The organism is Superficieibacter electus, from assembly GCF_002915575.1.
Classification (GTDB): domain Bacteria; phylum Pseudomonadota; class Gammaproteobacteria; order Enterobacterales; family Enterobacteriaceae; genus Superficieibacter; species Superficieibacter electus.
Window position 1 is genome coordinate 39,898 of the sequence record NZ_PQGD01000025.1, and the last position, 23,404, is coordinate 63,301.

At 52.4% G+C, this 23,404-nt stretch carries 24 protein-coding genes; 17 read left to right on the top strand and 7 right to left on the bottom strand.

Annotated elements, in window-relative coordinates:
• Positions 1-48 precede the first annotated feature (48 nt).
• Positions 49-609, bottom strand: a complete 561-nt coding sequence (locus CHU32_RS23320) for an Ail/Lom family outer membrane beta-barrel protein (protein WP_103678486.1) — start codon at positions 607-609, stop codon at positions 49-51.
• A 391-nt stretch (positions 610-1,000) separates the two neighbouring features.
• Here CHU32_RS23320 and CHU32_RS23325 point away from each other — a divergent pair, with 391 nt between their 5' ends.
• Entirely contained in the window at positions 1,001-2,974 is a 1,974-nt protein-coding gene (locus tag CHU32_RS23325; protein WP_103678485.1) for a PhoX family protein, read from the top strand.
• A gap of 137 nt (positions 2,975-3,111) precedes the next feature.
• Here the strand turns inward: CHU32_RS23325 and CHU32_RS23330 are convergent, their stop codons facing one another.
• The gene (locus tag CHU32_RS23330; RefSeq protein ID WP_103678484.1) at positions 3,112-3,447 is read right to left on the bottom strand and encodes a hypothetical protein; all 336 of its coding nucleotides are present in this window, start codon (positions 3,445-3,447) and stop codon (positions 3,112-3,114) included.
• A gap of 301 nt (positions 3,448-3,748) precedes the next feature.
• Between CHU32_RS23330 and fhuE the strand changes: the two genes are divergently transcribed.
• Positions 3,749-5,905, top strand: coding sequence for a ferric-rhodotorulic acid/ferric-coprogen receptor FhuE (gene fhuE, locus CHU32_RS23335; protein ID WP_103678483.1), 2,157 nt, complete (start codon positions 3,749-3,751; stop codon positions 5,903-5,905).
• Positions 5,906-5,949: 44 nt separating this feature from the next.
• On the opposite strand, the gene lysM is transcribed toward fhuE, so the two are convergent.
• Both lysM and CHU32_RS23345 read right to left on the bottom strand, forming a co-directional pair.
• Entirely contained in the window at positions 5,950-6,390 is a 441-nt protein-coding gene (lysM, locus tag CHU32_RS23340; protein WP_103678482.1) for a peptidoglycan-binding protein LysM, read from the bottom strand.
• Positions 6,391-6,608: 218 nt separating this feature from the next.
• Positions 6,609-7,004 carry a YdeI family stress tolerance OB fold protein gene (locus tag CHU32_RS23345; RefSeq protein WP_103678481.1) on the bottom strand — a complete coding sequence of 132 codons (396 nt, stop codon included), beginning with the start codon at positions 7,002-7,004 and terminating at the stop codon, positions 6,609-6,611.
• 199 nt (positions 7,005-7,203) lie between these two features.
• Here CHU32_RS23345 and CHU32_RS23350 point away from each other — a divergent pair, with 199 nt between their 5' ends.
• Positions 7,204-7,758: a nicotinamide-nucleotide amidohydrolase family protein gene (locus CHU32_RS23350; RefSeq protein ID WP_103678480.1), complete on the top strand. Its 555-nt coding sequence runs from the start codon at positions 7,204-7,206 to the stop codon at positions 7,756-7,758.
• A 16-nt stretch (positions 7,759-7,774) separates the two neighbouring features.
• On the opposite strand, the gene CHU32_RS23355 is transcribed toward CHU32_RS23350, so the two are convergent.
• Positions 7,775-7,933, bottom strand: coding sequence for a YqaE/Pmp3 family membrane protein (locus CHU32_RS23355; RefSeq protein ID WP_103678479.1), 159 nt, complete (start codon positions 7,931-7,933; stop codon positions 7,775-7,777).
• A 169-nt stretch (positions 7,934-8,102) separates the two neighbouring features.
• On the opposite strand from CHU32_RS23355, the gene CHU32_RS23360 reads away from it, so the two are divergent.
• Together CHU32_RS23360 and alaE are read left to right on the top strand one after the other, a co-directional pair.
• Positions 8,103-8,282, top strand: coding sequence for a hypothetical protein (locus CHU32_RS23360; protein ID WP_103678478.1), 180 nt, complete (start codon positions 8,103-8,105; stop codon positions 8,280-8,282).
• 442 nt (positions 8,283-8,724) lie between these two features.
• Positions 8,725-9,174: an L-alanine exporter AlaE gene (gene alaE / locus CHU32_RS23365; RefSeq protein WP_103678477.1), complete on the top strand. Its 450-nt coding sequence runs from the start codon at positions 8,725-8,727 to the stop codon at positions 9,172-9,174.
• A gap of 10 nt (positions 9,175-9,184) precedes the next feature.
• Here the strand turns inward: alaE and CHU32_RS23370 are convergent, their stop codons facing one another.
• Complete coding sequence (locus CHU32_RS23370) at positions 9,185-9,535, bottom strand: DUF2002 family protein (RefSeq protein WP_103678476.1); 351 nt, start codon at positions 9,533-9,535, stop codon at positions 9,185-9,187.
• A gap of 163 nt (positions 9,536-9,698) precedes the next feature.
• On the opposite strand from CHU32_RS23370, the gene CHU32_RS23375 reads away from it, so the two are divergent.
• The 5 genes from CHU32_RS23375 (at position 9,699) to nrdF (ending at position 14,028) form a co-directional block, all read left to right on the top strand.
• Entirely contained in the window at positions 9,699-10,028 is a 330-nt protein-coding gene (locus tag CHU32_RS23375; RefSeq protein WP_103678475.1) for an ElaB/YgaM/YqjD family protein, read from the top strand.
• Positions 10,029-10,270: 242 nt separating this feature from the next.
• Entirely contained in the window at positions 10,271-10,531 is a 261-nt protein-coding gene (gene nrdH, locus CHU32_RS23380; RefSeq protein WP_103678474.1) for a glutaredoxin-like protein NrdH, read from the top strand.
• A complete protein-coding gene (gene nrdI, locus CHU32_RS23385) occupies positions 10,528-10,938 on the top strand; it encodes a class Ib ribonucleoside-diphosphate reductase assembly flavoprotein NrdI (RefSeq protein ID WP_103678473.1) in 411 nt (136 codons plus the stop codon). Before nrdH ends, nrdI begins: the two co-directional genes overlap by 4 nt.
• Positions 10,911-13,055 (top strand): class 1b ribonucleoside-diphosphate reductase subunit alpha, encoded by a 2,145-nt coding sequence (nrdE, locus tag CHU32_RS23390; RefSeq protein WP_103678472.1) that lies wholly within the window; start codon positions 10,911-10,913, stop codon positions 13,053-13,055. The genes nrdI and nrdE overlap by 28 nt, the downstream gene beginning before the upstream one ends.
• 10 nt (positions 13,056-13,065) lie before the next feature.
• Positions 13,066-14,028, top strand: coding sequence for a class 1b ribonucleoside-diphosphate reductase subunit beta (nrdF, locus tag CHU32_RS23395; protein WP_103678471.1), 963 nt, complete (start codon positions 13,066-13,068; stop codon positions 14,026-14,028).
• A gap of 442 nt (positions 14,029-14,470) precedes the next feature.
• On the opposite strand, the gene CHU32_RS23400 is transcribed toward nrdF, so the two are convergent.
• Entirely contained in the window at positions 14,471-15,574 is a 1,104-nt protein-coding gene (locus CHU32_RS23400; protein ID WP_103678470.1) for a cellulase family glycosylhydrolase, read from the bottom strand.
• Between the two features lie 186 nt (positions 15,575-15,760).
• Between CHU32_RS23400 and CHU32_RS23405 the strand changes: the two genes are divergently transcribed.
• The 7 genes from CHU32_RS23405 (at position 15,761) to ygaH (ending at position 23,322) form a co-directional block, all read left to right on the top strand.
• The gene (locus CHU32_RS23405) at positions 15,761-16,768 is read left to right on the top strand and encodes a LacI family DNA-binding transcriptional regulator (protein ID WP_103678469.1); all 1,008 of its coding nucleotides are present in this window, start codon (positions 15,761-15,763) and stop codon (positions 16,766-16,768) included.
• Positions 16,769-17,123: 355 nt separating this feature from the next.
• On the top strand, positions 17,124-18,326 hold the full coding sequence (proV, locus tag CHU32_RS23415) for a glycine betaine/L-proline ABC transporter ATP-binding protein ProV (RefSeq protein ID WP_103678468.1): 1,203 nt from the start codon (positions 17,124-17,126) through the stop codon (positions 18,324-18,326).
• Positions 18,319-19,401: a glycine betaine/L-proline ABC transporter permease ProW gene (proW, locus tag CHU32_RS23420; protein ID WP_103678467.1), complete on the top strand. Its 1,083-nt coding sequence runs from the start codon at positions 18,319-18,321 to the stop codon at positions 19,399-19,401. The genes proV and proW overlap by 8 nt, the downstream gene beginning before the upstream one ends.
• Positions 19,402-19,469: 68 nt before the next feature.
• The gene (gene proX / locus CHU32_RS23425) at positions 19,470-20,465 is read left to right on the top strand and encodes a glycine betaine/L-proline ABC transporter substrate-binding protein ProX (RefSeq protein ID WP_103678466.1); all 996 of its coding nucleotides are present in this window, start codon (positions 19,470-19,472) and stop codon (positions 20,463-20,465) included.
• Between the two features lie 509 nt (positions 20,466-20,974).
• A complete protein-coding gene (locus CHU32_RS23435; protein WP_103678464.1) occupies positions 20,975-22,144 on the top strand; it encodes an MFS transporter in 1,170 nt (389 codons plus the stop codon).
• Between the two features lie 112 nt (positions 22,145-22,256).
• On the top strand, positions 22,257-22,997 hold the full coding sequence (locus tag CHU32_RS23440) for an AzlC family ABC transporter permease (protein WP_103678463.1): 741 nt from the start codon (positions 22,257-22,259) through the stop codon (positions 22,995-22,997).
• Complete coding sequence (ygaH, locus tag CHU32_RS23445; RefSeq protein ID WP_103678462.1) at positions 22,987-23,322, top strand: L-valine transporter subunit YgaH; 336 nt, start codon at positions 22,987-22,989, stop codon at positions 23,320-23,322. Before CHU32_RS23440 ends, ygaH begins: the two co-directional genes overlap by 11 nt.
• Positions 23,323-23,404 lie beyond the last annotated feature (82 nt).

Below are 23,404 nucleotides of genomic sequence, written 5' to 3' on the forward strand. Positions count from 1 at the left end.
TGGTGACTGTGCTGGTTTTAAATAACGACCAGCACAGCTATTCAAAGATTAAAAGCGATAACCGACGCCTACGTTAAAGCCGTTAATAGAACGATCGCCATCAATATCAATATTGGTGCCTTCATAACCCACGTTAACGCTCAGATCCTCAACCGGGTTAATAATTATCCCTGCGCCATAAGCGAAAGAAGTGGATTTTTCACTGAGGCTTTCGCGACCAACATAGCCGTCGCCTGCGTTACGCCAGGTGGTATGGGCATCCACTTTCGTGTGCGCTACGCCGCCCAGGGCGTACAACGAGACATATTCATTAATGCGGTATGCCGGACCAGCCAGCAGGGAATAATATTTTGCGTCGATGTCATTATGCACCGCATCGCCATAATAATAATAATCCTGATTTTCATCGCCTTTCATCCAGCTAAAAGAGCCTACCGCACTCCACGGAGAATCAAATTCGTAGCGATACTGGAGGTTAACGCCGCGAATATTCTTGAAGCCTTCGAGTTTACCTTGCGCATAACCTACTGATACCGATTGGTCATCTGCCATCACCGCGCCGCTTAGCAGGCTGCCTGCGAGCATCACAACCAGAGAGATTTTTTTCACTTTTTTTCCTTTATATTCTGTCAGAGATTATCCCGGTTTTGCTGCCATATTCAGTAAAATGAAAATATTCATTACTGAATGAGACTTATTGTTACCGTTCCTGCCTGGGGAGGAAATACAGAACAATCTTAAAGGGTCGAATATAGTCGGATTGTTCCCACTAAATATAGTAGGCAATAACGATTATTATTTATATTTCACCATTATCTGTCGTTGAGAAATTATATTCTTGCAGGGCTGCACGCCCCGGCAGCTCTGATGCCCGTCCAGTGAATCGCTTGTCAGGGCATACTTCGTGCGGATAATCAGACAAATGTTATTAATCTGTAACAATCAGTTCCTATCATGGCCTGCAACTTTTGTCCCTCTGGCACACTGACAGGAAGCCGCTATGAGCAGACCATTACAATCCGTGTTTAAAAAAGAACACAGCGAAGACATCAATAATCACAGTGCTAACCCGGTATTCTCCGAGGTAGCAGAGGTATTCCTTTCCCGCCGTCGTTTTTTACAGGCCGGAGCGGTAGCGGGAGCCGCTTTCTCTTTTCCGGCATTAATGCGATCGGAAAGCGCGTTCGCGGCTCTTAACTCCCCTTCGCCGCTGGCAAAGGCCGTTTCGCTGGGTTTTACCAGCATTCCGCTGTCGACTGACGATACCGTTATCGTACCCGAAGGCTATATTGCCCGTCCCTTTTACCGCTGGGGAGACGCAGTTGGCCTGAAGGGAAATCTTCCCGAGTTTAAAGCAGACGGCAGTAATACCACGGATGAGCAGGCCGCCCAGGCCGGCATGCATCATGACGGGATGGCGTGGTTTAGCCTGCCACGTGGCGAGGATAACCCCGCGCATGGCCTGCTGGCGCTCAATCATGAGTACATTGATAACGGCATGCTTTTCAAGGATGGCGTGGCGAACTGGAACAAAGACAAAGCCCTGAAGGGGCAGAATGCGATGGGCGTATCGGTCATTGAGGTGAAAAAGAGCGGTAATGACTGGCAGGTGGTGCGCCCTTCGTCATACGCGCGGCGGATCACGGTGAATACGCCGATGCAACTGACCGGCCCGGCGCGACAGCAGGATCTGATGAAAACCGCCGCCGATCCGCAGGGGGAAACGGTGCTGGGTACCATGCAGAACTGTGCTAACGGCCTGACGCCGTGGGGCACCTATCTGACCTGCGAGGAGAACTGGTCGGATATTTTCGTCAAGAAAGCACCGCGCAACGCGCTGGAAAAACGCTACGGCATCAGCGACACCGACGCGTCCTATCGCTGGAGCGAAGTGGACGATCGCTTCAACGTCGATAAAACCCCTAACGAGCCGAACCGCTTTGGCTGGGTGGTCGAGATCGACCCTTACGATCCCGCCTCCACGCCGCGTAAGCATACCGCGCTGGGACGCTTTAAGCATGAAGGTGCGGCGGTAACGCTGGCGGCAGACAACCACGTGGTCGTTTATATGGGTGACGATCAGAAGTTCGAGTATATCTATAAATTTATCTCGGATAAAAAGTACGATCCGGCGCACCGTGAGGCGGGAATGCACCTGCTGGAATCGGGTACGCTGTACGTGGCTAAATTCAACGAGGACGGCAGCGGCGACTGGCTGCCACTGGTATTTGGTGAGAATGGGCTGGATCAGAGCAACGGCTTTGAGAGCCAGGGCGACCTGCTGATCAAAACCCGTCTGGCGGCAGATACCGTGGGCGCGACCAAAATGGACCGCCCGGAATGGATTGCCGTCGATCCGCACAGCGCGGGCAGTGTTTACTGTACTCTGACCAACAACAGCGATCGCGGTATGGAAGGCAAAGCGCCAGTGGATGCCGCTAACCCGCGTGCCGCCAATCTGTTTGGTCATATCATGCACTGGAACGAAGAGAACGGCGATCCGGCGGCTACGCGTTTTAAATGGGATATTCTGGTACTGGCAGGCCGTACCGATAACAAGGACGTAAAAGCCAAAGGGAATATGCAGGGTGCGGAGTTTGGCAGCCCCGACGGTTTGTCCTTCGACCACCGTGGCGTGTTATGGATTCAGACCGATGTCTCTTCCAGTACGATTAACCAGAAAGATTACGCCGGCATGGGCAACAATCAGATGGTCGCCACTATTCCCGGGACTAACGAATACCGCCGTTTTCTGACCGGCCCGCGCGGCTGTGAAATTACCGGTATCGCCTTTACGCCGGATAACCGCACGCTGTTTATTAATATCCAGCATCCGGGAGAAGGCGGTGATGATGTGACCGACCCGGCCAATCCACGCGCGGTCTCTAACTGGCCGGACGCCGATCCGCAGGGCCGACCGCGCTCGTCAACGGTGGTGATCACCAAAGCGGATGGCGGAATGATCGGCCTGTAAAACGGACGATAACGCCAGTCGTCAGGCCGGGTGGCGGCTGCGCCTTACCCGGCCTACAATTCTGAAATATCAATAAGTTATGTGTAATCTGTAGGCCTGTGCAAGCCAAGCGCCGCCTGGCATGGTTCCACGGTGGATCAGCCGTTGTCGCTCAGCTCATTCAACACAATCTGTTTTGCGCTGGCGGTTTCCAGCCGGTCGCCATAGTCAGCCGATAAATCCGGCAGACTGGTAAACTGCCCGTCGAGAAACAGGAAATCAATGTTGCCGGCGATATTGTCCAGCGCGTCCTGTTCAGACGCAAGTCCTTCCCCGTGTTCCTTATTGCCGTCCAGTAGCCATGAAATCCCCCGCTCCTGCGTATCATAGCCGCCAATATCGATAATGTGACCGTCAATGTTTTGCGCCAGAATGCGCTGCTCATACAGATAAATAAAATAAGGCATACGGTCCTGTTTTGTATTTCCGGCCATCGTTGCGCTCCTCGTCGTGTCAGGCGTTGGATAAAAGCTGCATCTTTACAGAATGCGTAAGTATAGGCGACACAAGCACAAAGCGGCGTACGGGTCCATTGCTCTCCCCCTGATGAGCGCGGAACAGTACTACCTTTCTTCGCAAAGAAACGTAAATATACGCTGGAAATTGTAAAGGATAATAATTATCATTGCCATTCTCAAACAGGAAGCTTCTTCCCTTTCCGGGTCGCGCAGTGAACACCACCGCGTCATAACACTATAAAAGAAGCGACATTATCCTTTCTGACAGGAACCAGGTATGTCTTTTGATAGCAAGGGAACCGGCCCGTCCGGTCTCACCGTTTCATTACTGGCGCTGGCCATTCACGCTATTGTTTTCCCCGCTTTCGCCAGTGCTGAAGAAGTGAAAACACCGGAACAAACGATGGTGGTGGAAGGTAAATCCGGGGCGGCAGAGAGTGAAACCGCGCATGATTACAACGTCGCTACCACTCACGCGGGTACCAAAATGACTCTGACGCCGCGCGATGTGCCGCAGTCCTTCAGTGTAATCACACAGCAGCGTATGGAAGATCAGGACCTGCAATCCATTGGTGAGGTACTGGACAACACCACCGGTATCTCTTCGCAAATCGTTGATAGCGAGCGCTCCTCCTACTTCTCACGCGGTTTTGAGATCAGCAACTATACCTATGACGATATCCCGACTTCTGTTAGCGACGTCTGGAACTACGGGGATGCCGCGTCGGATACCGCCATCTACGATCGTATTGAAGTTGTGCGCGGCGCGACGGGCCTGATGACTGGCGCGGGCAGCCCGGCTGCGTCGGTGAATATGGTGCGCAAACATGCGGACAGCAAAGAATTTACCGGCAACGTCAATGCCAGCTACGGTAGCTGGAATAAGCAGCGCTACGTGGCAGATGTCTCCGGTCCACTCAATGAGATAGGGTCGGTACGTGGCCGTATTGTTGCAGGCTATCAGGATCAGGATGGCTGGTTAGATCGTTATCATAAATCCAAAAAATTTCTCTACGCCGTAGTGGATGCGGACGTCTCCGCCAATACCACGCTGTCGCTGGGCTATGATTATCAGGAAAGCAATACCGGCAATCCTACCTGGGGCGGGCTGCCGACCTGGTACAGTAACGGCGTGCGTACCCATTACGATCGCAGCACTAACACCTCGGCGGACTGGGCGCGCTACAGCCTCGACTCACGTAAAGTGTTTGCCAATGCCACGCATAATTTCGATAACGGCTGGTCGCTGCGCCTCAATGGCACCCACGCGGAGGAGAATTTCAACGATAAACTGCTCTACGTAATGGGTTCTCCGGACATGATCACCGGCGAAGGCACCAGCGGCTTTGGCAGCAAGGATAAAGGCAAGCGTAAGCTGGATTCGGTCGATACCTACGCCACCGGGCCGTTCTCTCTGCTCGGACGCCAGCATGAACTGGTTGCCGGAGTGAGTTACAGCCGCCAGCATAACGCCACTTATAGCGCGGATGGCCCCATCGATAGCGAACAAATGGGGCGTTTTGATGATAGCTGGAACGGTGATGTCATCGATCCGGAATGGGGCGACTGGTATCTCAACGCCGACGATGTGGTGCGCCAGAAATCCGCCTATTCCGCCGCCCGCTTCTCACTGGCCGATCCGCTCTCTCTGATCCTCGGCGCACGCTACACGCAGTGGAGCACCAACGGCAGCAGCGGGGATATGAGCAAAACCAATATCACGCCGTATGGCGGTCTGGTGTATGACATCAATGATATCTGGTCAGCCTACGCCAGCTATACGTCTATCTTCCAGCCGCAAACCAAACGCGACAGCAGCGGTAAATACCTCTCGCCAGTCACCGGTAAGAGCTATGAAACCGGGCTGAAATCCGACTGGCTGAACGGCCGCCTGACGGCAACCTTTGCCGTGTTCCGCATTGAGCAGGACAACGTCGGCCAGGCTATCGACGGCTCGTTCGTCAACGGTGGCAGCGAGCAAGCATACTACCCGGCGAAAGGTGCCACCAGCAAAGGCGCGGAGTTTGAGCTGAACGGCGCGGTAACGGACAATCTGCAAATGACATTCGGTGCCACACGCTACGTGGCCCGCGATTCGTCAGGCCGCTTTAACAGCAATATGCCGCAAACCACGTTCAAACTGTTTACCCGCTACCAGTTGCCGATGTTGCCTGACGTCACGATTGGCGGCGGTGCGAACTGGCAGAATGGTGTGTATAAAGACGCGACCGCGCCGGACGGCGAAACGAAGCGCGTATCGCAGGGCAGCTTCCCGCTGGTTAACCTGTTTGCCCGCTATCAGATGACCAGACAGCTGGCAGTGCAGGCCAACGTCGAAAACCTGTTTGACCGCAGCTACTATACCTGGCTGGGGGATTCGGAAGTATATGGCGAACCGTTGAACTATTCGGTCAATCTCTCTTATAGCTTCTGATGTAATGGCCCCGGTCGGGGCCATTCATCATCGTCACGTATCGCTTACTCCGGAATACGTAGCACCTGCCCCGGATAAATTTTTTCCGGGCTTTTCAGCATCGGTTTATTGGCTTCAAAAATCTTGTTGTACTGATTCGCATCGCCATAAACCTGTTTGGAAATAGCACTCAGGGTATCGCCAGATTTAACCGTATAAAACTGGCTTTCTTTCGCTGGCGCATCGGTTTTAACCTGATCATCAACGCTGGCAATACCCGCAATGTTGCCTACCGCGACCAGCAGCTTTTCTTTCGCTTCCTGACTCAGCGCAACACCGGAAACAACCGCAGCACCATCCTTCACCTCGACATTGACTTTGTCTGCGTCCGGAATACCAGATTTATTAAGATGATCCTGGATCTTTTTAGATTGGTCATCATGATGACCTGATACCGCATCCCAAAGTTTCTCGCCAGCATCTTTTACAAAGTTAAACAGTCCCATTTTTACCTCGTTATATGCAGTGAAAACAATATAAGTGTAGCAAAAAATAATTTACCCACCCATTGAATGCTAGTTGAATAAATATTTATGCAGAAAATTTATAGTACGCACGTTAGAATAATTTCATCAGTTAATTCCGATAATAAATATTCCGGGCGCTAGCCACTCAACGCTAATGTTAGGGCAGCAGAGTAAATCCCCCTGCTGCAGAGTTAACTCTATTTTTCAAGATGGCTGACGCGCACCAGCGGTGGGTCCTGCTTTTTGTCCAGGCTGCCGCTGAGCGTGACTAAATGGTCGGGTTTGACTTCCCGCTCATCAAAGACACTGGGCGGAATTTGAACGTCAATTTCACCGGTTTTATCACGAAACTTGAAACGGTCGTCAGCGGTTTTTTTCAGCAAATTCCCGCGAAAGGACACCGATGCGCCATCATGCATTTCTTTGGCTTTTTCAACAGTTGAGATACGGGCATCTTCAATACCACGATACCCCTCATCCATTGCGTGCGGGGGCGGCGGAGCTTCACCCGGCTTCAGGCCACCTTTTTCTTCAGCATGCGCGCCGACGCTCAGCAGCGAGCCAAGGAGAATGAAAAGTACTTTCTTATCCATCTGAGCCTCTCCGGTCATTCTATGTAGATAATAAGCCTGGCAGCCATCTTTCGTTCCTGCAAATTCGTGCACGTTATCGCGAACGCAGATAAAGTCAAACGAAGCGGCGACAGGTTTTATTTCATCACGGCCAGCGCCATCTTTAGCTATATTGAGTAGAACGTTTATTTAAATTAACACCGCAAGAATGAAGGTAGTGATGAATAAATCCGTAAGTTCTTCTGTTATTGAACAAGGCGATCTGTTCCAGTTCAGCGTCGGGCAAATAGCTGATCGCCTGGGCCACGCGCTTACGCAAAAAAATTTACGCCTGACCACGGCTGAATCCTGCACTGGCGGGCAAATTGCCACCACATTATGCGCGGCAGAAAATACCCCTGACTTTTATGGCTGTGGATTCGTTACCTTTACTGATGAAGCAAAAATTACCCTCCTCCACGTCAATCCCCGGACACTGGCTAATTATACGGCGGTAAGCCGCCAGACCGTTGAAGAAATGGCGCTGGGTGCAAGGAAAGTGTCAGGTGAACCACTTTCCGTCTCGGTCAGTGGCTATGCCGGGCCGGAAGACGGACCGGATGGAACTCCCGCAGGCTTAATCTGGTTCGGATGGTCAATGTTTGATTTACCGGTAATGAGCGAATACCGGCAGTTTAGCGGGGAGCCGAAAGCCGTGATTAACCAGGCGGTGAAATTTGCCCTGGGAAGAGTATTGCAGCACCTGGAAAAAGAAAATCCTGCAGCCCCAGAATAGTTCTGAGGCCAGCATATTAATTACGCGTTTGTACCCAGAACGCATGAATTAACCCTGGGATATAGCCCAGCAACGTCAGAATGATATTTAACAGAAACGCCCAACCAAAGCCTTTACCGATAAGCACACCCAACGGGGGAAGAATAATCGTAATGACCACGCGCCAGAAACCCATAAAAACTCCCTATAAAAGTAGACCATTGTAAAAAAAGAGATTTTATCTCTAAGATAAGAGAGTGTAGCCAATGCTGTTAGTTGTGCCCTGCCTTTTTACCCTCTTTTACCTTCCTGACATTACTATGCTAATGTTTTAACTGCGATCCACATCTGAAAGGAGACTAAGTATGTTCTCAGTAGGTGATATTGTGCAGCCACGCATCGGCGGTCCGAAATTAAAGATTATTGATATTAATGAGGACCAGGTCGTTGCTGTCCCGGCAAACAATGAGCAGGGTGATAAAGTTACGCTTAAAGCTGCCGATGTCGTGCTCTATAGCGAAGATGGCGATTTTGGTGTTTGCTAATGGCTGGCGGTGGGCTGGCTCCCGCCGCGGCGACGCCTCTTTTTTATGCGATTTATTTGCATAAAAAACCATAACGCGTTTTAGCATTATCATCTGGTAAAAACGCATTTTCCTTATAAAAAATGCTTTCCCTCCTCGTACGGCGATATCCCTCCCGATCCTCTGCTGAAAAACACGACGCAGCATAGAGTACGCAAAATGCACTTAAACCATTTACCACATAAATGTTTGATTTATATAGAATAAAACAAAGAAAGCAACGAAAATAACGAAACCCTGAAAAAACCACCGCCCACAAAGAGAATTATCCATAAAAAAGAAATAAATAAAAATATTACACTAGTTGTTAGTTTATAATCAGCCATATAATCTATACGCATCCAGTGAAGCGGTCTTTACCGCTACTAATCCCGATTTATTTTGTTCTCTCAGGAGCATAACCATGTTTTCTGCGCAGTCCCGTCTGCGTCATGCGATGGCTGACACATTTGCAATGGTGGTCTATTGCTCCGTCGTCAATATGATGATCGAGATATTTCTCTCCGGAATGACATTTGAACAGTCACTTTCCTCGCGTCTGGTCGCCATCCCGGTCAACATTATTATTGCATGGCCTTATGGATTTTATCGTGATGCTATCATGCGCGTGGCTCGCCGGCTCAGCCCGGCAGGGTGGGTTAAGAATCTGGCGGATATCGTGGCCTACGTGACCTTCCAGTCACCAGTGTACATAGCGATTTTATTAACGGTGGGCGCAGGCTGGCCGCAAATTGTGGCGGCCGTTAGCTCGAATATTGTGATTTCCATGTTGATGGGCGCGGTTTACGGCTACTTCCTTGATTATTGCCGCCGCCTGTTTCGCGTCAGCGCATGTCAGCAGGTAAAAGCCTGAGTCTGAAGCGTTAGCCCGGTTGATACTCACCGAATACGCCTTTAACAAAACGTTCAAGCGCCATGCGTGAACTGAAGCCGTGGGGGATGCCATAATGCTCCTCACGGTGTCCGCCCAGATAAAGCGGGAATTGCTGATAGTGATCGCAGGTTTTTATATCCGAGGCCGGGTCCGCAAGCGTCATGCACCGTTCTTTCAGGGTCGGATGAACAATCAACGCCGTTCGCCCCATCCTCGCTTCGCGATTGACATAAACGTAGTCATCACCACGCTGATATCCATAGGTTTTCTGTGTTACCACATCCATAGTAAAACCCATTCTTTCCAGAACGCGTGCCACCTCATCGGGTCGTAAATACATATTTTATCCTCGTTATCTTTTACTGCATCGCCAACCTTACCGTATTCAGCATTAGCATCGCTTTCAGAAAAGTCCATAAAAGCATTGATCGCGCTGCGCTTAATTTCCGGGCTAAAAAAGGTGGTCTACACTTAAAAACACATCGAATTCAATGGAGGAGCCTATGTTTAATCGACCGAATCGTAACGATGTAGATGATGGCGTTCAGGATATCCAGAATGACGTTAATCAACTTGCCGATAGCCTGGAGGCCGTGCTGAAATCCTGGGGCAGCGATGCTAAAGGTGAAGCTGAAGAGGCGCGTCGCAAAGCGAAAGCGCTGCTCAAAGAGACACGGGCGCGCGCTCAGGGCCGTACTCGCGTGGGTCAGGCGACCCGCGACGCGGTTGGCTGTGCCGAATCCTTTTTGCGTGACAAACCGTGGTGCGGCGTCGGTACTGCTGCTGCCGTCGGTATCTTTTTCGGTGCCCTGCTCAGTCTGCGTCGCCGTTAATTATTGTCTCTGATTTCCCCCCACCCTCGCGGCGTCCGCTGCGGGGGTTTTCTTTTTTTATCTCCCTTTTGCCCGAAGCCAGTGATACCGCCCTCTCCCGCGCTGCGTTTATCAGCCAGGCTAAACTTAGCTAAAAATACTATATCTTGTATGGTTGAACTTTTATCTCTCTACATCTAGTATCTCTTCTTATCAGGCAATACATTATCGACGCGTTCCTCGCGCCATCACTCTCATTCTAAATGGAAATACGAATCATGAGCATTATTATTTACACTCGAAATGATTGCGTTCAATGCCACGCCACCAAACGGGCGATGGAAAGTCGTGGCCTGGCCTTTGAGATGATCAATCTTGATGTGCAACCAGAAGAGATTGAGACCCTGCGCGCGCAAGGTTTTCGTCAGTTACCCGTGGTGATTGCCGGGGAAACCAGCTGGTCTGGCTTCCGCCCGGATATGATCAACCGTCTCACGGCAGCCCCTATTGCTGCACGCGCATGAGTACCCTCGTCTACTTTTCCAGCAGCTCGGAAAATACGCTGCGCTTTATCGAGCGGCTGGGATTACCTGCGGTGCGCATTCCGCTTAATGAACGCGAACGCATCCGGGTTGACGAACCTTATATTTTGATTGTGCCGAGCTACGGCGGGGGCGGAACGGCGGGTGCAGTGCCACGCCAGGTGATCCGCTTTTTAAATGATGAACATAATCGTGCGCTGATCCGTGGGGTCATCGCGTCAGGAAATCGCAACTTTGGCGACGCTTATGGGCGCGCCGGTGATGTTATTTCTCAGAAATGCAGTGTTCCCTGGCTCTACCGTTTTGAGCTCATGGGCACCCAGCGTGATATCGACAACGTGCGAAAAGGAGTGAGCGAATTTTGGCAACGACAACCGCAGAACGCGTAACGCAGGCCGCGCCGGATTATCATGCGCTTAACGCGATGTTAAATCTGTACGACAAAGACGGACGCATTCAGTTTGAAAAAGACCGCGAGGCGGTAGACGCTTTTTATACCGCCCACGTTCTGCCGAATACCGTCTCATTCCCTCACCAGGATGCGCGCCTCGACTGGCTGGTCAGCGAAGGATATTACGACGAAAGCGTACTGGCCCGTTACGACCGCGCTTTCGTGGTCGATCTTTTTGCTCACGCCCACGCCAGCGGTTTTCGTTTCCAGACGTTCCTTGGCGCGTGGAAGTTCTACACCAGCTATACGTTGAAAACCTTCGACGGCAAGCGCTATCTGGAGCACTTTGAAGACCGGGTGACCATGGTGGCGCTCACGCTGGCGCAGGGCGATACCGCGCTCGCGCAGCAGTTGACCGACGAAATGCTGTCCGGACGTTTCCAGCCCGCGACGCCCACTTTCCTGAACTGCGGTAAACAGCAGCGCGGCGAACTGGTTTCCTGCTTCCTGCTGCGTATAGAAGACAATATGGAGTCCATCGGGCGGGCAGTTAACTCCGCACTCCAGCTCTCCAAACGCGGCGGCGGGGTGGCGTTTTTGCTCTCCAATCTGCGTGAAGCGGGCGCGCCGATTAAGCGTATTGAAAACCAGTCGTCCGGGGTGATCCCGGTGATGAAAATGCTGGAAGATGCCTTCTCCTACGCCAATCAGCTTGGTGCGCGTCAGGGCGCGGGCGCGGTCTATCTGCACGCACACCATCCGGATATTCAGCGTTTCCTGGATACCAAGCGCGAGAACGCCGACGAAAAAATTCGTATCAAAACCCTCTCGCTTGGCGTGGTGATCCCGGATGTCACCTTCCGTCTGGCGAAAGAGAATGCACAGATGGCGTTGTTCTCGCCCTACGATGTAGAGCGCATTTACGGCAAACCGTTTGGCGATATCGCAGTGAGCGAGCTTTATGACGAGATGGTCGCCGACGAGCGAATTCGCAAAAACTGGATTAACGCCCGCGATTTCTTTCAGACGCTGGCGGAGATCCAGTTCGAGTCCGGCTATCCGTACATTATGTTTGAAGATACGGTTAACCGCGCCAACCCGATTGCCGGGCGCATCAACATGAGTAATCTGTGCTCAGAAATTTTGCAGGTTAACAGCGCCTCGACGTTTGATGAAAATCTTGATTACGCGCAGACCGGACATGATATTTCATGCAACCTGGGTTCGCTGAATATTGCGCATACCATGGATTCACCGGATTTCGGCCGTACCGTCGAAGCCGCCGTTCGCGGCCTGACCGCCGTCTCCGATATGAGCCATATTCGCTCAGTTCCCTCGGTAGCGGCGGGCAATGCTGACTCTCATGCCATCGGACTGGGACAGATGAACCTGCATGGTTATCTGGCGCGGGAAGGGATTGCCTACGGTTCGCCGGAAGGGCTGGATTTCACCAATCTTTATTTTTACACCATCACCTGGCATGCGTTAAATACCTCAATGATGATCGCCCGCGAGCGAAACCAGCGTTTCGCCGGGTTTGAGCAGTCGCGCTATGCCAGCGGTGAATATTTCCGTCAATATCTTGAAAATGACTGGCAACCAAAAACGGCAAAAGTCGCGGAACTGTTTGCACACGCCGGTATTACCTTACCCACCCGCGCGATGTGGCAGCAGTTGAGCGAGGATGTGAAACGCTACGGCATTTATAACCAGAATTTGCAGGCGGTGCCGCCGACCGGGTCGATCTCGTATATCAACCATGCCACGTCCAGCATTCATCCGATCGTCTCGAAGGTAGAGATCCGTAAGGAAGGCAAAACCGGACGCGTGTACTATCCCGCGCCGTTTATGACCAACGATAATCTGGCCCTGTTCCAGGACGCCTATGAAATTGGCGCGGAGAAAATCATCGATACCTATGCCGAAGCCACGCGCCATGTCGATCAGGGGTTGTCGCTGACGCTGTTTTTCCCGGATACCGCCACCACCCGCGATATCAATAAAGCGCAAATTTACGCCTGGAAGAAAGGCATCAAAACGCTGTACTACATTCGCCTGCGCCAGCTTGCGCTGGAAGGCACCGAAATTGAAGGCTGCGTGTCATGCGCGCTGTAAGGAGAAAAGGATGAACCGCCTGTCGCGCGTGAGCGCCATTAACTGGAATAAGATCCAGGACGATAAAGATCTTGAGGTCTGGAACCGTCTGACCAGCAACTTCTGGCTACCGGAGAAAGTGCCGCTGTCGAATGATATTCCCGCCTGGCAGGGGCTGAGCGCCGCAGAGCAGCAACTGACGATCCGCGTTTTTACCGGTCTGACACTGCTCGACACTATTCAGAATACCGTCGGCGCACCGGCACTAATGGCCGACGCGTTGACCCCGCACGAAGAGGCGGTACTGTCGAACGTCAGCTTTATGGAAGCGGTGCACGCCCGCTCCTACAGCTCGATTTTCTCCACCCTGTGCCAGACCAGAGATGTTGACGCCGCTTATCTGTGGAGCGAGGAGAACGCACCGCTTCAGCGCAAGGCGCAACTGATCCTGGAACGCTATCGCGCTGACGAGCCATTAAAGAAAAAAATCGCCAGCGTGTTTCTGGAATCGTTTTTATTTTATTCCGGTTTCTGGCTGCCGATGTATTTCTCCAGCCGCGGCAAGCTGACCAATACCGCCGATCTTATCCGGTTAATCATTCGTGATGAAGCGGTACACGGTTATTATATTGGCTACAAGTATCAGAAAGGGCTGGAGAAAATTAGCAGCGAAGAACGGGAAGGGTTAAAAACGTTTGCCCTCGATTTGCTGATGGATCTATACGAGAACGAGATGGCCTACACTCACGATCTTTATCACGGTACGGGCTGGGAAGAAGATGTACAGGCATTCCTGTGCTACAACGCCAATAAGGCGCTGATGAACCTGGGTTATGAACCGCTATTCCCACCAGAAATGGCGGAAGTCAACCCGGCGATTCTGGCGGCGCTTTCGCCAAACGCCGATGAAAACCACGATTTTTTCTCCGGGTCCGGGTCATCTTATGTGATGGGCAAAGCGGTGGAAACCGAAGACGAAGACTGGAATTTCTGAACTCGTGGCAGTGATCGGGCAATACGTCCCTGAAAACCATGCCGGATGGCGGCTTCGCCTTATCCGGCCTACAAATGATGGTTATCAGGTAATATGCCCGTGGAAACCGTGCCGCATGGCAGCTTCGCCTTATCCGGCCTACAAATGATGGTTATCAGGTAATATGCCCGTGGAAACCGTGCCGGATGGCGGCTTCGCTTTATCCGGCCTACAAATGATGGTTATCAGGCAATATGCCCGTGGAAACCGTGCCGGATGGCAGCTTCGCCTTATCCGGCCTACAAATGATGGTTATGAGGCAATATGTCTGTGGAAACCATGCCGGATGGTGGCTTCGCTTTATCCGGCATGCGGGCAACCTAAATTTGTAGGCCTGTGCAAGCAAAGCGCCGCCAGGCACAGGTTCCACGGTGTTACGTGATTCACCGACCATTGCCTGTCTTTACCGCATCGCTCCACGTGGGTGCAAGCCAATGCGCGTCAGATGCGATACCAGTTCCAGTTCAGCTTTCCGGAATGGAAGCCCGTTTTCATCGAATACATCGTGGAACCAGAGATGCGCATAATCCCCCTGCTCTTTTAGCACCCCAGGCCATGGCATATAGGTCTGGGTTTTGCCACGCACCAGCCCCCATTGATATGGCACCACGTTACAACCGTGCATCAATGGTAACTGCGCTTCAAATGTACTGCCGACGTGACGTGCCAGCCATTCGGTACAAAACAGAGGGCGGCCAAACTGCTCCACATGATGGATAGCTCGCACCATTTTCACAGTGCCGACATAAGCGTGAAAACTGATCACATCCGACAGTTCCAGCGCCGCGCGATCGACCGGGTCCTGATAAATCTCCTCATCCGGCTGATCCGGGTCCTGCGACAAATGCCAGGCTCCCACGGTTAAGGGTTGGGTTGGGTCTTCTTCCCTGGCCCACTGGAACGTTTTTTTCATTAATTCCAGTGCAAAGTGCTCCAGCTTTTCATCGTACAGGATTTCTTCCGTCCCGCTGGCAAAGGTGCCGCGGTTGCCGGGCTCATTATACAAATCCCACACAACGATACGGGAATCCTCCCGGAAGGTACGGATGATATCGCGCACATAACGCTCGATCTCTGGCCAGACGCTATAATCGCAAACCTTATCACGTCCAGGGCTGGCGGCGGCCTGGCTGTTATGTTTGCCGGGAACCGGCGCTTTCTGCGGCCCAAGATAAGGCTCATCGCCGGAGAAACCGCAGTCATCCATCAGCGTCAGCATGGTGCGGAAACCATACTTCGATGCCAGGGTCAAAAAGGTGTCGATACGCTTAATCAAACCATCACGATCAATCTGCCAGACGATAAACGGCAAATTAATCCGCAATGTGTTGTAACCAACCTTCTGCGCCCAACCCAGCTCCTGATCGATGGTGGGTACATCAAAGGTTTCAGCCTGCCATATATCTGTCCAGTTCACTGCAGTGCGTGGCAGATAATTAAAGCCACACATCCATCCCTGCTGCTGGTACCAGCGGTTGGCCTCATCTCTGCTCCATTGTTGGCGCATAATCTCTCCAGTACTCATCGTTGATAAATATTAGCTAATAAATATTACTCAGTGAATTTGATGGCAACGGTGGAAAGAGATAACTGCTATAGCGATCACATTTTGCCGCTTTTACTTCGGGGAGCATAAAACCATTTTCAGCCTGTGGTATAGTGGCTATAAACCAAATAACCGATAGCGAAGGTTATGAAAAAAAAAGAGAAAATCACGATGAACGATATCGCCCGTGAAGCAGGCGTATCGCAGGCCACCGTGTCATTGATCCTTAATAATTCCCAGAGCATTAAGCTCAGCGATGAGACCCGCCAGCGCGTCATTAGTACAGCGCAAAAATTAGGCTACAAGAAAATTCCTTCGCCGCACCAGATGGAGGGACAAGAAGAAATTGCTGTGCTGGTTAATGGTATGCCAGGATATGATCCTTTCGTGGATGCGTTTAATCAGGCCCGTGACGCCGCCTGGCGTAACAGCACCCTGCTCACTATTTATGACTATGGCAATGATGATGAACTGGCGATTCATATCATTCGTCAGCTTGAACAGCGACGCTGCACCGGGATCATCCTGGCCGCGCCGATTACCAGCGCCATCAACTTTGCCCCTTTCGAAAATTGCACCCGCATCCCGCTGGTATTGCTGAATGTCTACGATCGAAATTATCCGATGGTGCCGACATTTTTACCCAATGATTATGCCAATGCGCTACAGATCACACGCCATCTGATAGCCCAGGGAGCAAAACGCATCGCTCATATTACCGGCGATCGCTGGATGGATGCTTCACAACATCGCCTGGAAGGTTATAAGGCAGCGTTGTCTACGGCCGGGTTAACCTGCGATCCTGAGCTGGTTATTCACACTAACTGGCAGCTTAATGAAAGTTACCGCGCTACCTGTCAGCTTATGCAGTCCTCTCAGCCACCGGACGCTATTTTTTGCAGCAGTGACTGGATTGCCCTCGGCTGCTATCAGGCGCTGGCCTCATTGCAAATCAACATTCCGCAGGAAGTGATGGTGGCAGGCTATGACGATCAGCGTTACACCAGCCAGCTCACCCCTGAATTAACAAGCGTTCAACTTCCTTATGCCGAACTCGGCCGCCTTGCCGTTGAATACCTTTGTGAAGGTGAAGATGCCGCCACTCAAGTGACGATGACCGGCAAATTAATGGTTCGTCAATCCACACAGCGGTAGCCATTTATGAATTGTCCGGCCAAAGATATTACCTGGCCGGATATATCTTAAAAACTGCATAATTATCACCCAAATATTTCAATTTAGGTTAAGGTTAATATTGTACAAAACTCCCGTCAGAATCATCCGATTCAGGACGTCCTTCTGCTGTGGATATAAAAAAATATCAACTTTATTTGACTACCGCTCAGCCCTTTAATCATGGGAAATCCCGCCGATCCTGGTGCGGCAATATTCATGCCAACCGGCAGAGCGAGGGTTGTCACAGATTCTCAGTGTGCTAGGGTATACCCCGGTGATTATTTCTTACAGGTAGCAAATCGACAAGATCAAATAACGGGAATCTTTTTATTGCATGGCAATTAAATTAGAAGTTAAGAATCTATATAAAGTATTTGGCGAGCATCCACAGCGCGCGTTCAAATATATCGAAAAAGGACTTTCGAAAGAGCAAATTCTGGAAAAAACGGGGCTATCGCTTGGCGTTAAAGACGCGAGTCTGGCCATTGAAGAAGGCGAGATATTTGTCATCATGGGATTATCCGGATCGGGTAAATCCACTATGGTACGCCTTCTCAATCGCCTGATTGAACCCACCCGTGGACAGGTGCTGATTGACGGCGTGGATATTGCCAAAATCTCAGACGCTGAACTCCGCGAGGTGCGCAGAAAGAAGATTGCTATGGTTTTCCAGTCCTTTGCGCTAATGCCGCATATGACCGTACTTGATAATACCGCCTTCGGTATGGAACTGGCAGGTGTGCCCGCGCAGGAGCGTCAGGAAAAAGCGCTGGATGCACTGCGTCAGGTGGGGTTGGAAAATTACGCTCACGGTTACCCGGATGAACTCTCTGGCGGTATGCGTCAGCGCGTCGGACTGGCCCGTGCGTTAGCCATCAATCCTGATATTTTATTAATGGATGAAGCTTTCTCGGCTCTCGATCCGCTTATTCGTACCGAAATGCAGGATGAGCTGGTGAAACTACAGGCGAAGCATCAGCGTACCATCGTCTTTATTTCTCACGATCTGGATGAGGCGATGCGTATCGGCGATCGCATTGCCATTATGCAAAACGGGGAAGTGGTGCAAGTCGGTACGCCGGATGAAATCCTTAATAACCCGGCCAATGATTATGTGCGTACGTTCTTCCGGGGTGTGGATATAAGCCAGGTGTTCAGTGCGAAAGATATCGCTCGTCGTAGTCCGGTCGGTTTGATTCGTAAAACACCAGGCTTTGGCCCACGTTCTGCGCTCAAATTATTGCAGGATGAAGATCGCGAATACGGCTATGTCATTGAACGCGGAAATAAATTCGTCGGCATTGTCTCTATTGACTCGCTGAAAATGGCGCTAAGCCAGCAACAAGGGATTGAAACGGCGTTAATCGACGCACCGCTTGCAGTTGATGCGCAAACGCCGCTCAGCGAGCTGCTCTCGCATGTCGGTCAGGCCCCCTGTGCCGTACCGGTGGTGGATGAAGAGCAACAATACCTTGGCATCATCTCAAAACGGATGCTGCTACAGTCTTTAGATCGCGAGGGGGCTACCAATGGCTGATCAAAACAACCCGTGGGAAACCGCACCCGCTGCTGATACCGCACCTGCCGCTGACAACGCGGCACAATCTGCCGATGCATGGGGTGCACCGGCCGCGCCTGCCGATGGCGGAGGAAGCGCCGACTGGCTCAACAGCGCGCCGGCACCGGCACCAGAACATTTCAATATTATGGACCCGTTCCACAAAACCCTTATCCCGCTCGATAGCTGGGTGACGCAGGGGATCGACTGGGTCGTCACCCATTTCCGCCCGGTATTTCAGGGCATTCGTGTACCGGTGGATTATATCCTTAACGGCTTCCAGCAATTGCTGCTGGGAATGCCTGCGCCGGTGGCGATTATCGTCTTTACCCTGATCGCCTGGCAGATTTCCGGCCTCGGGATGGGCGTGGCGACACTCATTTCGCTGATTGCCATCGGCGCGATTGGTGCCTGGTCACAGGCGATGATCACCCTGGCTCTGGTGCTCACCGCTCTGCTGTTCTGCGTGATACTGGGACTACCGCTGGGCATCTGGCTGGCGCGAAGCCCGCGCGCGGCGAAGATTATTCGTCCGCTGCTGGATGCGATGCAGACCACGCCCGCGTTTGTTTACCTGGTACCTATCGTGATGCTGTTCGGGATTGGTAACGTGCCGGGTGTCGTGGTGACGATTATCTTCGCCCTGCCGCCGATTGTGCGCCTGACGATCCTCGGTATTAACCAGGTGCCAGCCGATCTGATTGAAGCGTCGCGCTCCTTTGGTGCCAGCCCACGTCAGATGCTGTTTAAAGTACAGCTGCCGTTAGCGATGCCGACGATTATGGCGGGCGTAAACCAGACACTGATGCTGGCACTCTCAATGGTGGTTATCGCCTCCATGATTGCGGTAGGCGGTCTGGGGCAGATGGTACTGCGCGGTATTGGCCGTCTTGATATGGGACTGGCGACCGTTGGCGGCGTGGGGATCGTGATCCTCGCTATCATTCTTGACCGTCTCACTCAGGCCGTGGGTCGCGACTCGCGTAGCCGCGGCAACCGCCGCTGGTACGCGACTGGCCCGCTGGGCTTAGTGACTCGCCCTTTCATCAAATAATCACCCCTGCCCGGCAGCGCAACGACTGTCGGGCCTGCACGTCCTCACTTAATTAAAAAGGAACAACGATGCGACATAGCACGATTTTAGCCACTGCCCTGGCCACCCTTGTTTCCACCAGCACCTTTGCGGCCGATCTGCCGGGTAAAGGCGTGACCGTTCAGCCGGTGCAGAGCACCATTTCCGAAGAATCCTTCCAGACCTTGTTGGTCAGCCGTGCGCTGGAAAAGTTGGGTTATACCGTTAATAAGCCCAGCGAAGTTGACTATAACGTCGGTTATACCTCGATTGCGTCCGGCGATGCGACCTTTACCGCCGTCAACTGGCAGCCTTTGCATGACGATATGTACGCCGCCGCCGGCGGTGATAAAAAATTCTATCGTGAAGGTGTATTTGTCACTGGCGCTGCACAGGGTTACCTGATCGACAAAAAAACCGCCGAACAGTACAAAATCACTAATATTGCTCAGCTAAAAGATCCGAAGATCGCCAAAATCTTTGACACCAACGGCGACGGTAAAGCGGACATGATGGGCTGCTCCCCGGGCTGGGGCTGTGAAGCGGTGATCAACCACCAGAACAAAGCGTTTGACCTGGCGAAAACGGTTGATGTCAGCCATGGCAACTACTCGGCGATGATGGCGGACACCATTACCCGCTTTAAAGAAGGTAAACCGATCCTTTACTACACCTGGACTCCGTACTGGGTGAGTGATGTGATGAAACCGGGTAAAGACGTCGTGTGGTTACAGGTACCGTTCTCCTCCCTGCCGGGCGAGCAGAAAGATATCGACACCAAATTGCCAAATGGCGCGAACTACGGTTTCCCGGTGAATACCATGCATATTGTGGCCAACAAAGCCTGGGCTGAGAAAAACCCAGCGGCGGCGAAGCTGTTCTCGCTGATGAAGCTGCCACTGGCAGATATCAACGCGCAGAATGCGATGATGCACGACGGTAAAGCCTCAGAGGCCGATGTTCAGGGTCACGTTGACGGCTGGATCAAAGCTCACCAGCAACAGTTTGACGGCTGGGTGAAAGAGGCGCTGGCCGCACAGAAGTAAGGTGAGTCTTTAACACTTTCCTTCTCGTTTCCCCCTCACCCTAACCCTCTCCCTCAGGGAGAGGGAACCGTCCGAGGCACAGCGGTGGCATGTTCCCCGCTCCCGTCCTTCCCTCTCTCCCTGAAGTGACCGTCCGTGGCACAGCGGTGGCACGCTCCCCGGCCCCGTCCTTCCCCCTCTCCCTGGGGGAACCGTCCGAGGCACAGCGGCGGCCATGTTCCCCGCTCCCGTCCTTCCCCCTCTCCCTGAAGTGACCGTCCGTGGCACAGCGGTGCCATGTTCCCCGGACCCGCCCTTCCCCCTCTCCCGGAGGGAGAGGGCCGGGGGGAGGGGGGGCGTTTTGCCACTCAGTAACCTTTTTTCTCCCGCATGATGAGAATAACCCCACCTGTACTTTCAAACTTACCGCCCTGCCATTACCAACCGCACAATTCAACACGCGTCCGTTCCCCTTTATCACTCATCATTCGTTATGATGCATACAACAAAAACAACCATCACTGATAACAATGAATAAACCCACTCAGGGCCTTAGCCCGACGCTCATCATCCTTATGTCCGTCGCCACGGGCCTCGCGGTCGCCAGCAACTATTATCCGCAACCGCTGCTTGATACCATCGCCAATGCTTTCTCTCTTACGCCCGGCCAGGCCGGGTTTATTGTCACCGTGGCTCAACTGGGCTACGCGGCAGGTCTGCTGCTCCTTGTTCCACTTGGGGATATGTTTGAGCGGCGGAAGTTGATCGTCTTTATGACGCTGCTTTCAGCCATCGGCCTGTTAGTTACTGCCAGTAGTCACTCACTCGCGATAATGCTCCTCGGTACCGCACTGACCGGCCTTTTTTCCGTCGTCGCGCAGATCCTCGTTCCGCTGGCGGCTACCCTCGCTGCACCGGAAAAACGCGGTAAGGTTGTGGGAACCATTATGAGCGGCCTGCTGCTCGGTATTCTGCTGGCACGAACGGCAGCAGGTCTTCTTGCCAGTCTCGGCGGCTGGCGCACCGTTTACTGGGTAGCCGCAGCATTGATGGCATTCATGGCGCTGGCTCTGTGGCGCGGTCTTCCCAGCGTCAAACAGGAAAACCACCTTAATTATCCGCAGATCCTCGGCTCGGTCTTTACCCTTTTTATTCGCGACAAATTATTGCGTACCCGTGCCATCCTCGGATGTTTAACCTTTGCAAACTTCAGCATCTTGTGGACGTCAATGGCGTTTTTGCTCGCCGCTCCCCCGTTTAATTATTCAGAGGGCATGATTGGTTTGTTTGGCCTTGCCGGTGCCGCAGGCGCGTTGGGCGCACGTCCCGCAGGCGCACTGGCAGACAAGGGTAAATCGCATCTGACCACCACCGCGGGGTTGTTGCTGTTGCTGCTGTCGTGGATAGCAATCTGGTACGGGCACGCCTCGGTACTGGCACTGATTATCGGTATTCTGGTGCTTGACCTGACGGTTCAGGGTGTGCATATCACTAACCAGACGGTGATTTACCGCGTGCAGCCCGATGCGCGTAATCGCCTGACAGCAGGCTATATGACCAGCTATTTTATCGGTGGCGCAGCAGGTTCGCTGATTTCCGCCGCCGCCTGGCAACATGCAGGATGGGCCGGAGTATGCGCAGCGGGAGCGATTATTGCCGTGCTTAACCTTCTGGTCTGGTGGCGCGGTTCAGCTCACTAATCTTCCCTTACTATGGACCGGGCGGGGGTGTTAACCTCTTCCCCGGTCTGGTATGGTGTAACAACCTGTTAATTAATAGTGATATTAACGTAAGTTATAATCAATACATACCATGGACAGCCCAGCGCATTTCCCGGTTAGTCTTACTCAGGCCACACTCCTGGAAGGCATCAAAGATAGTCTACCCATTGTATTAAGCTATATTCCGGTCGCCTTCGCTTTTGGCCTTAACGCTACCCGACTTGGCTTTAGCCCTTTCGAGAGTCTGTTTTTTTCTTGCATCATCTACGCCGGTGCCAGCCAGTTTGTGATCACCACCATGCTGGCAGCGGGCAGTTCGCTATGGATCGCAGCGCTGACAGTCATGGCGATGGATGTTCGTCATGTCCTGTACGGTCCTTCCCTGCGCAGCCGGATTGCCACGCGGCTCACTAAACCTAAAACGGCACTTTGGGCTTTTGGCCTCACCGATGAAGTCTTTGCTGCCGCCACCGCTAAACTGGTACGGGATAATCGCCGCTGGAGCGAAAACTGGATGATCGGCATCGCCTTTTGCTCATGGGCGTCCTGGGTTCTGGGAACGATCATCGGTGCATGGTCTGGCAATGGCCTGCTGGCCGGGTATCCCGCCATCGAAGCGGCGATGGGTTTTATGCTACCGGCCCTGTTCATGAGCTTTCTGCTGGCCTCTTTTCAGCGTCAACAATCGCTTTGCGTCACGGCTGCCCTTCTCGGTTCGCTGGCAGGGGTTACCCTGGTATCCATCCCTGTCGCCATTCTGTCGGGTATTACTTGCGGATGCCTGACCGCGCTGTTACAGGCGTCACTGGAGAAGAGAAAGCATGAGCACTAGCGTTCTTTTACTGGGTCTGCTGGTGGGCGGCGTTAATTACCTGTTCCGCTATTTGCCGCTGCGCCTGCAATCAGGTCGCTATACCCCGGTAAAACGCGGCGTATCCGGCGTCCTGCTCGACACCATTGGTATCGCTTCTATCTGCGCGTTGCTGGTGGTCTCCAGCGCTCCGGAGGTTATCGCTGATGTACAGCGCCTGCTGCCTACACTGGTGGGTTTTGCCGTGCTCGGTATCAGTTTCTATAAAACGCGCAGCATTATTATTCCGACGTTACTGAGCGCTGTGGCCTACGGATTCGCCTGGAAATGGCTTGCCAATATATAATTACCAAATATTAATTAAGGTAATTAATAGATTTACTTTATTTGTCACCGTCGTTACTATATCGGCTGAAACTAATGAGGTC

Coding starts and splice junctions, on each gene's coding strand:
- CHU32_RS23325 (WP_103678485.1), top strand. CDS start 1,001: ATGAGCAGACCATTACAATCCGTGTTTAAAAAAGAACACAGCGAAGAC.
- CHU32_RS23330 (WP_103678484.1), bottom strand. CDS start 3,447: ATGGCCGGAAATACAAAACAGGACCGTATGCCTTATTTTATTTATCTG.
- fhuE (WP_103678483.1), top strand. CDS start 3,749: ATGTCTTTTGATAGCAAGGGAACCGGCCCGTCCGGTCTCACCGTTTCA.
- lysM (WP_103678482.1), bottom strand. CDS start 6,390: ATGGGACTGTTTAACTTTGTAAAAGATGCTGGCGAGAAACTTTGGGAT.
- CHU32_RS23345 (WP_103678481.1), bottom strand. CDS start 7,004: ATGGATAAGAAAGTACTTTTCATTCTCCTTGGCTCGCTGCTGAGCGTC.
- CHU32_RS23350 (WP_103678480.1), top strand. CDS start 7,204: ATGAATAAATCCGTAAGTTCTTCTGTTATTGAACAAGGCGATCTGTTC.
- CHU32_RS23355 (WP_103678479.1), bottom strand. CDS start 7,933: ATGGGTTTCTGGCGCGTGGTCATTACGATTATTCTTCCCCCGTTGGGT.
- CHU32_RS23360 (WP_103678478.1), top strand. CDS start 8,103: ATGTTCTCAGTAGGTGATATTGTGCAGCCACGCATCGGCGGTCCGAAA.
- alaE (WP_103678477.1), top strand. CDS start 8,725: ATGTTTTCTGCGCAGTCCCGTCTGCGTCATGCGATGGCTGACACATTT.
- CHU32_RS23370 (WP_103678476.1), bottom strand. CDS start 9,535: ATGTATTTACGACCCGATGAGGTGGCACGCGTTCTGGAAAGAATGGGT.
- CHU32_RS23375 (WP_103678475.1), top strand. CDS start 9,699: ATGTTTAATCGACCGAATCGTAACGATGTAGATGATGGCGTTCAGGAT.
- nrdH (WP_103678474.1), top strand. CDS start 10,271: ATGGAAATACGAATCATGAGCATTATTATTTACACTCGAAATGATTGC.
- nrdI (WP_103678473.1), top strand. CDS start 10,528: ATGAGTACCCTCGTCTACTTTTCCAGCAGCTCGGAAAATACGCTGCGC.
- nrdF (WP_103678471.1), top strand. CDS start 13,066: ATGAACCGCCTGTCGCGCGTGAGCGCCATTAACTGGAATAAGATCCAG.
- CHU32_RS23400 (WP_103678470.1), bottom strand. CDS start 15,574: ATGCGCCAACAATGGAGCAGAGATGAGGCCAACCGCTGGTACCAGCAG.
- CHU32_RS23405 (WP_103678469.1), top strand. CDS start 15,761: ATGAAAAAAAAAGAGAAAATCACGATGAACGATATCGCCCGTGAAGCA.
- proV (WP_103678468.1), top strand. CDS start 17,124: ATGGCAATTAAATTAGAAGTTAAGAATCTATATAAAGTATTTGGCGAG.
- proW (WP_103678467.1), top strand. CDS start 18,319: ATGGCTGATCAAAACAACCCGTGGGAAACCGCACCCGCTGCTGATACC.
- proX (WP_103678466.1), top strand. CDS start 19,470: ATGCGACATAGCACGATTTTAGCCACTGCCCTGGCCACCCTTGTTTCC.
- CHU32_RS23435 (WP_103678464.1), top strand. CDS start 20,975: ATGAATAAACCCACTCAGGGCCTTAGCCCGACGCTCATCATCCTTATG.
- CHU32_RS23440 (WP_103678463.1), top strand. CDS start 22,257: ATGGACAGCCCAGCGCATTTCCCGGTTAGTCTTACTCAGGCCACACTC.
- ygaH (WP_103678462.1), top strand. CDS start 22,987: ATGAGCACTAGCGTTCTTTTACTGGGTCTGCTGGTGGGCGGCGTTAAT.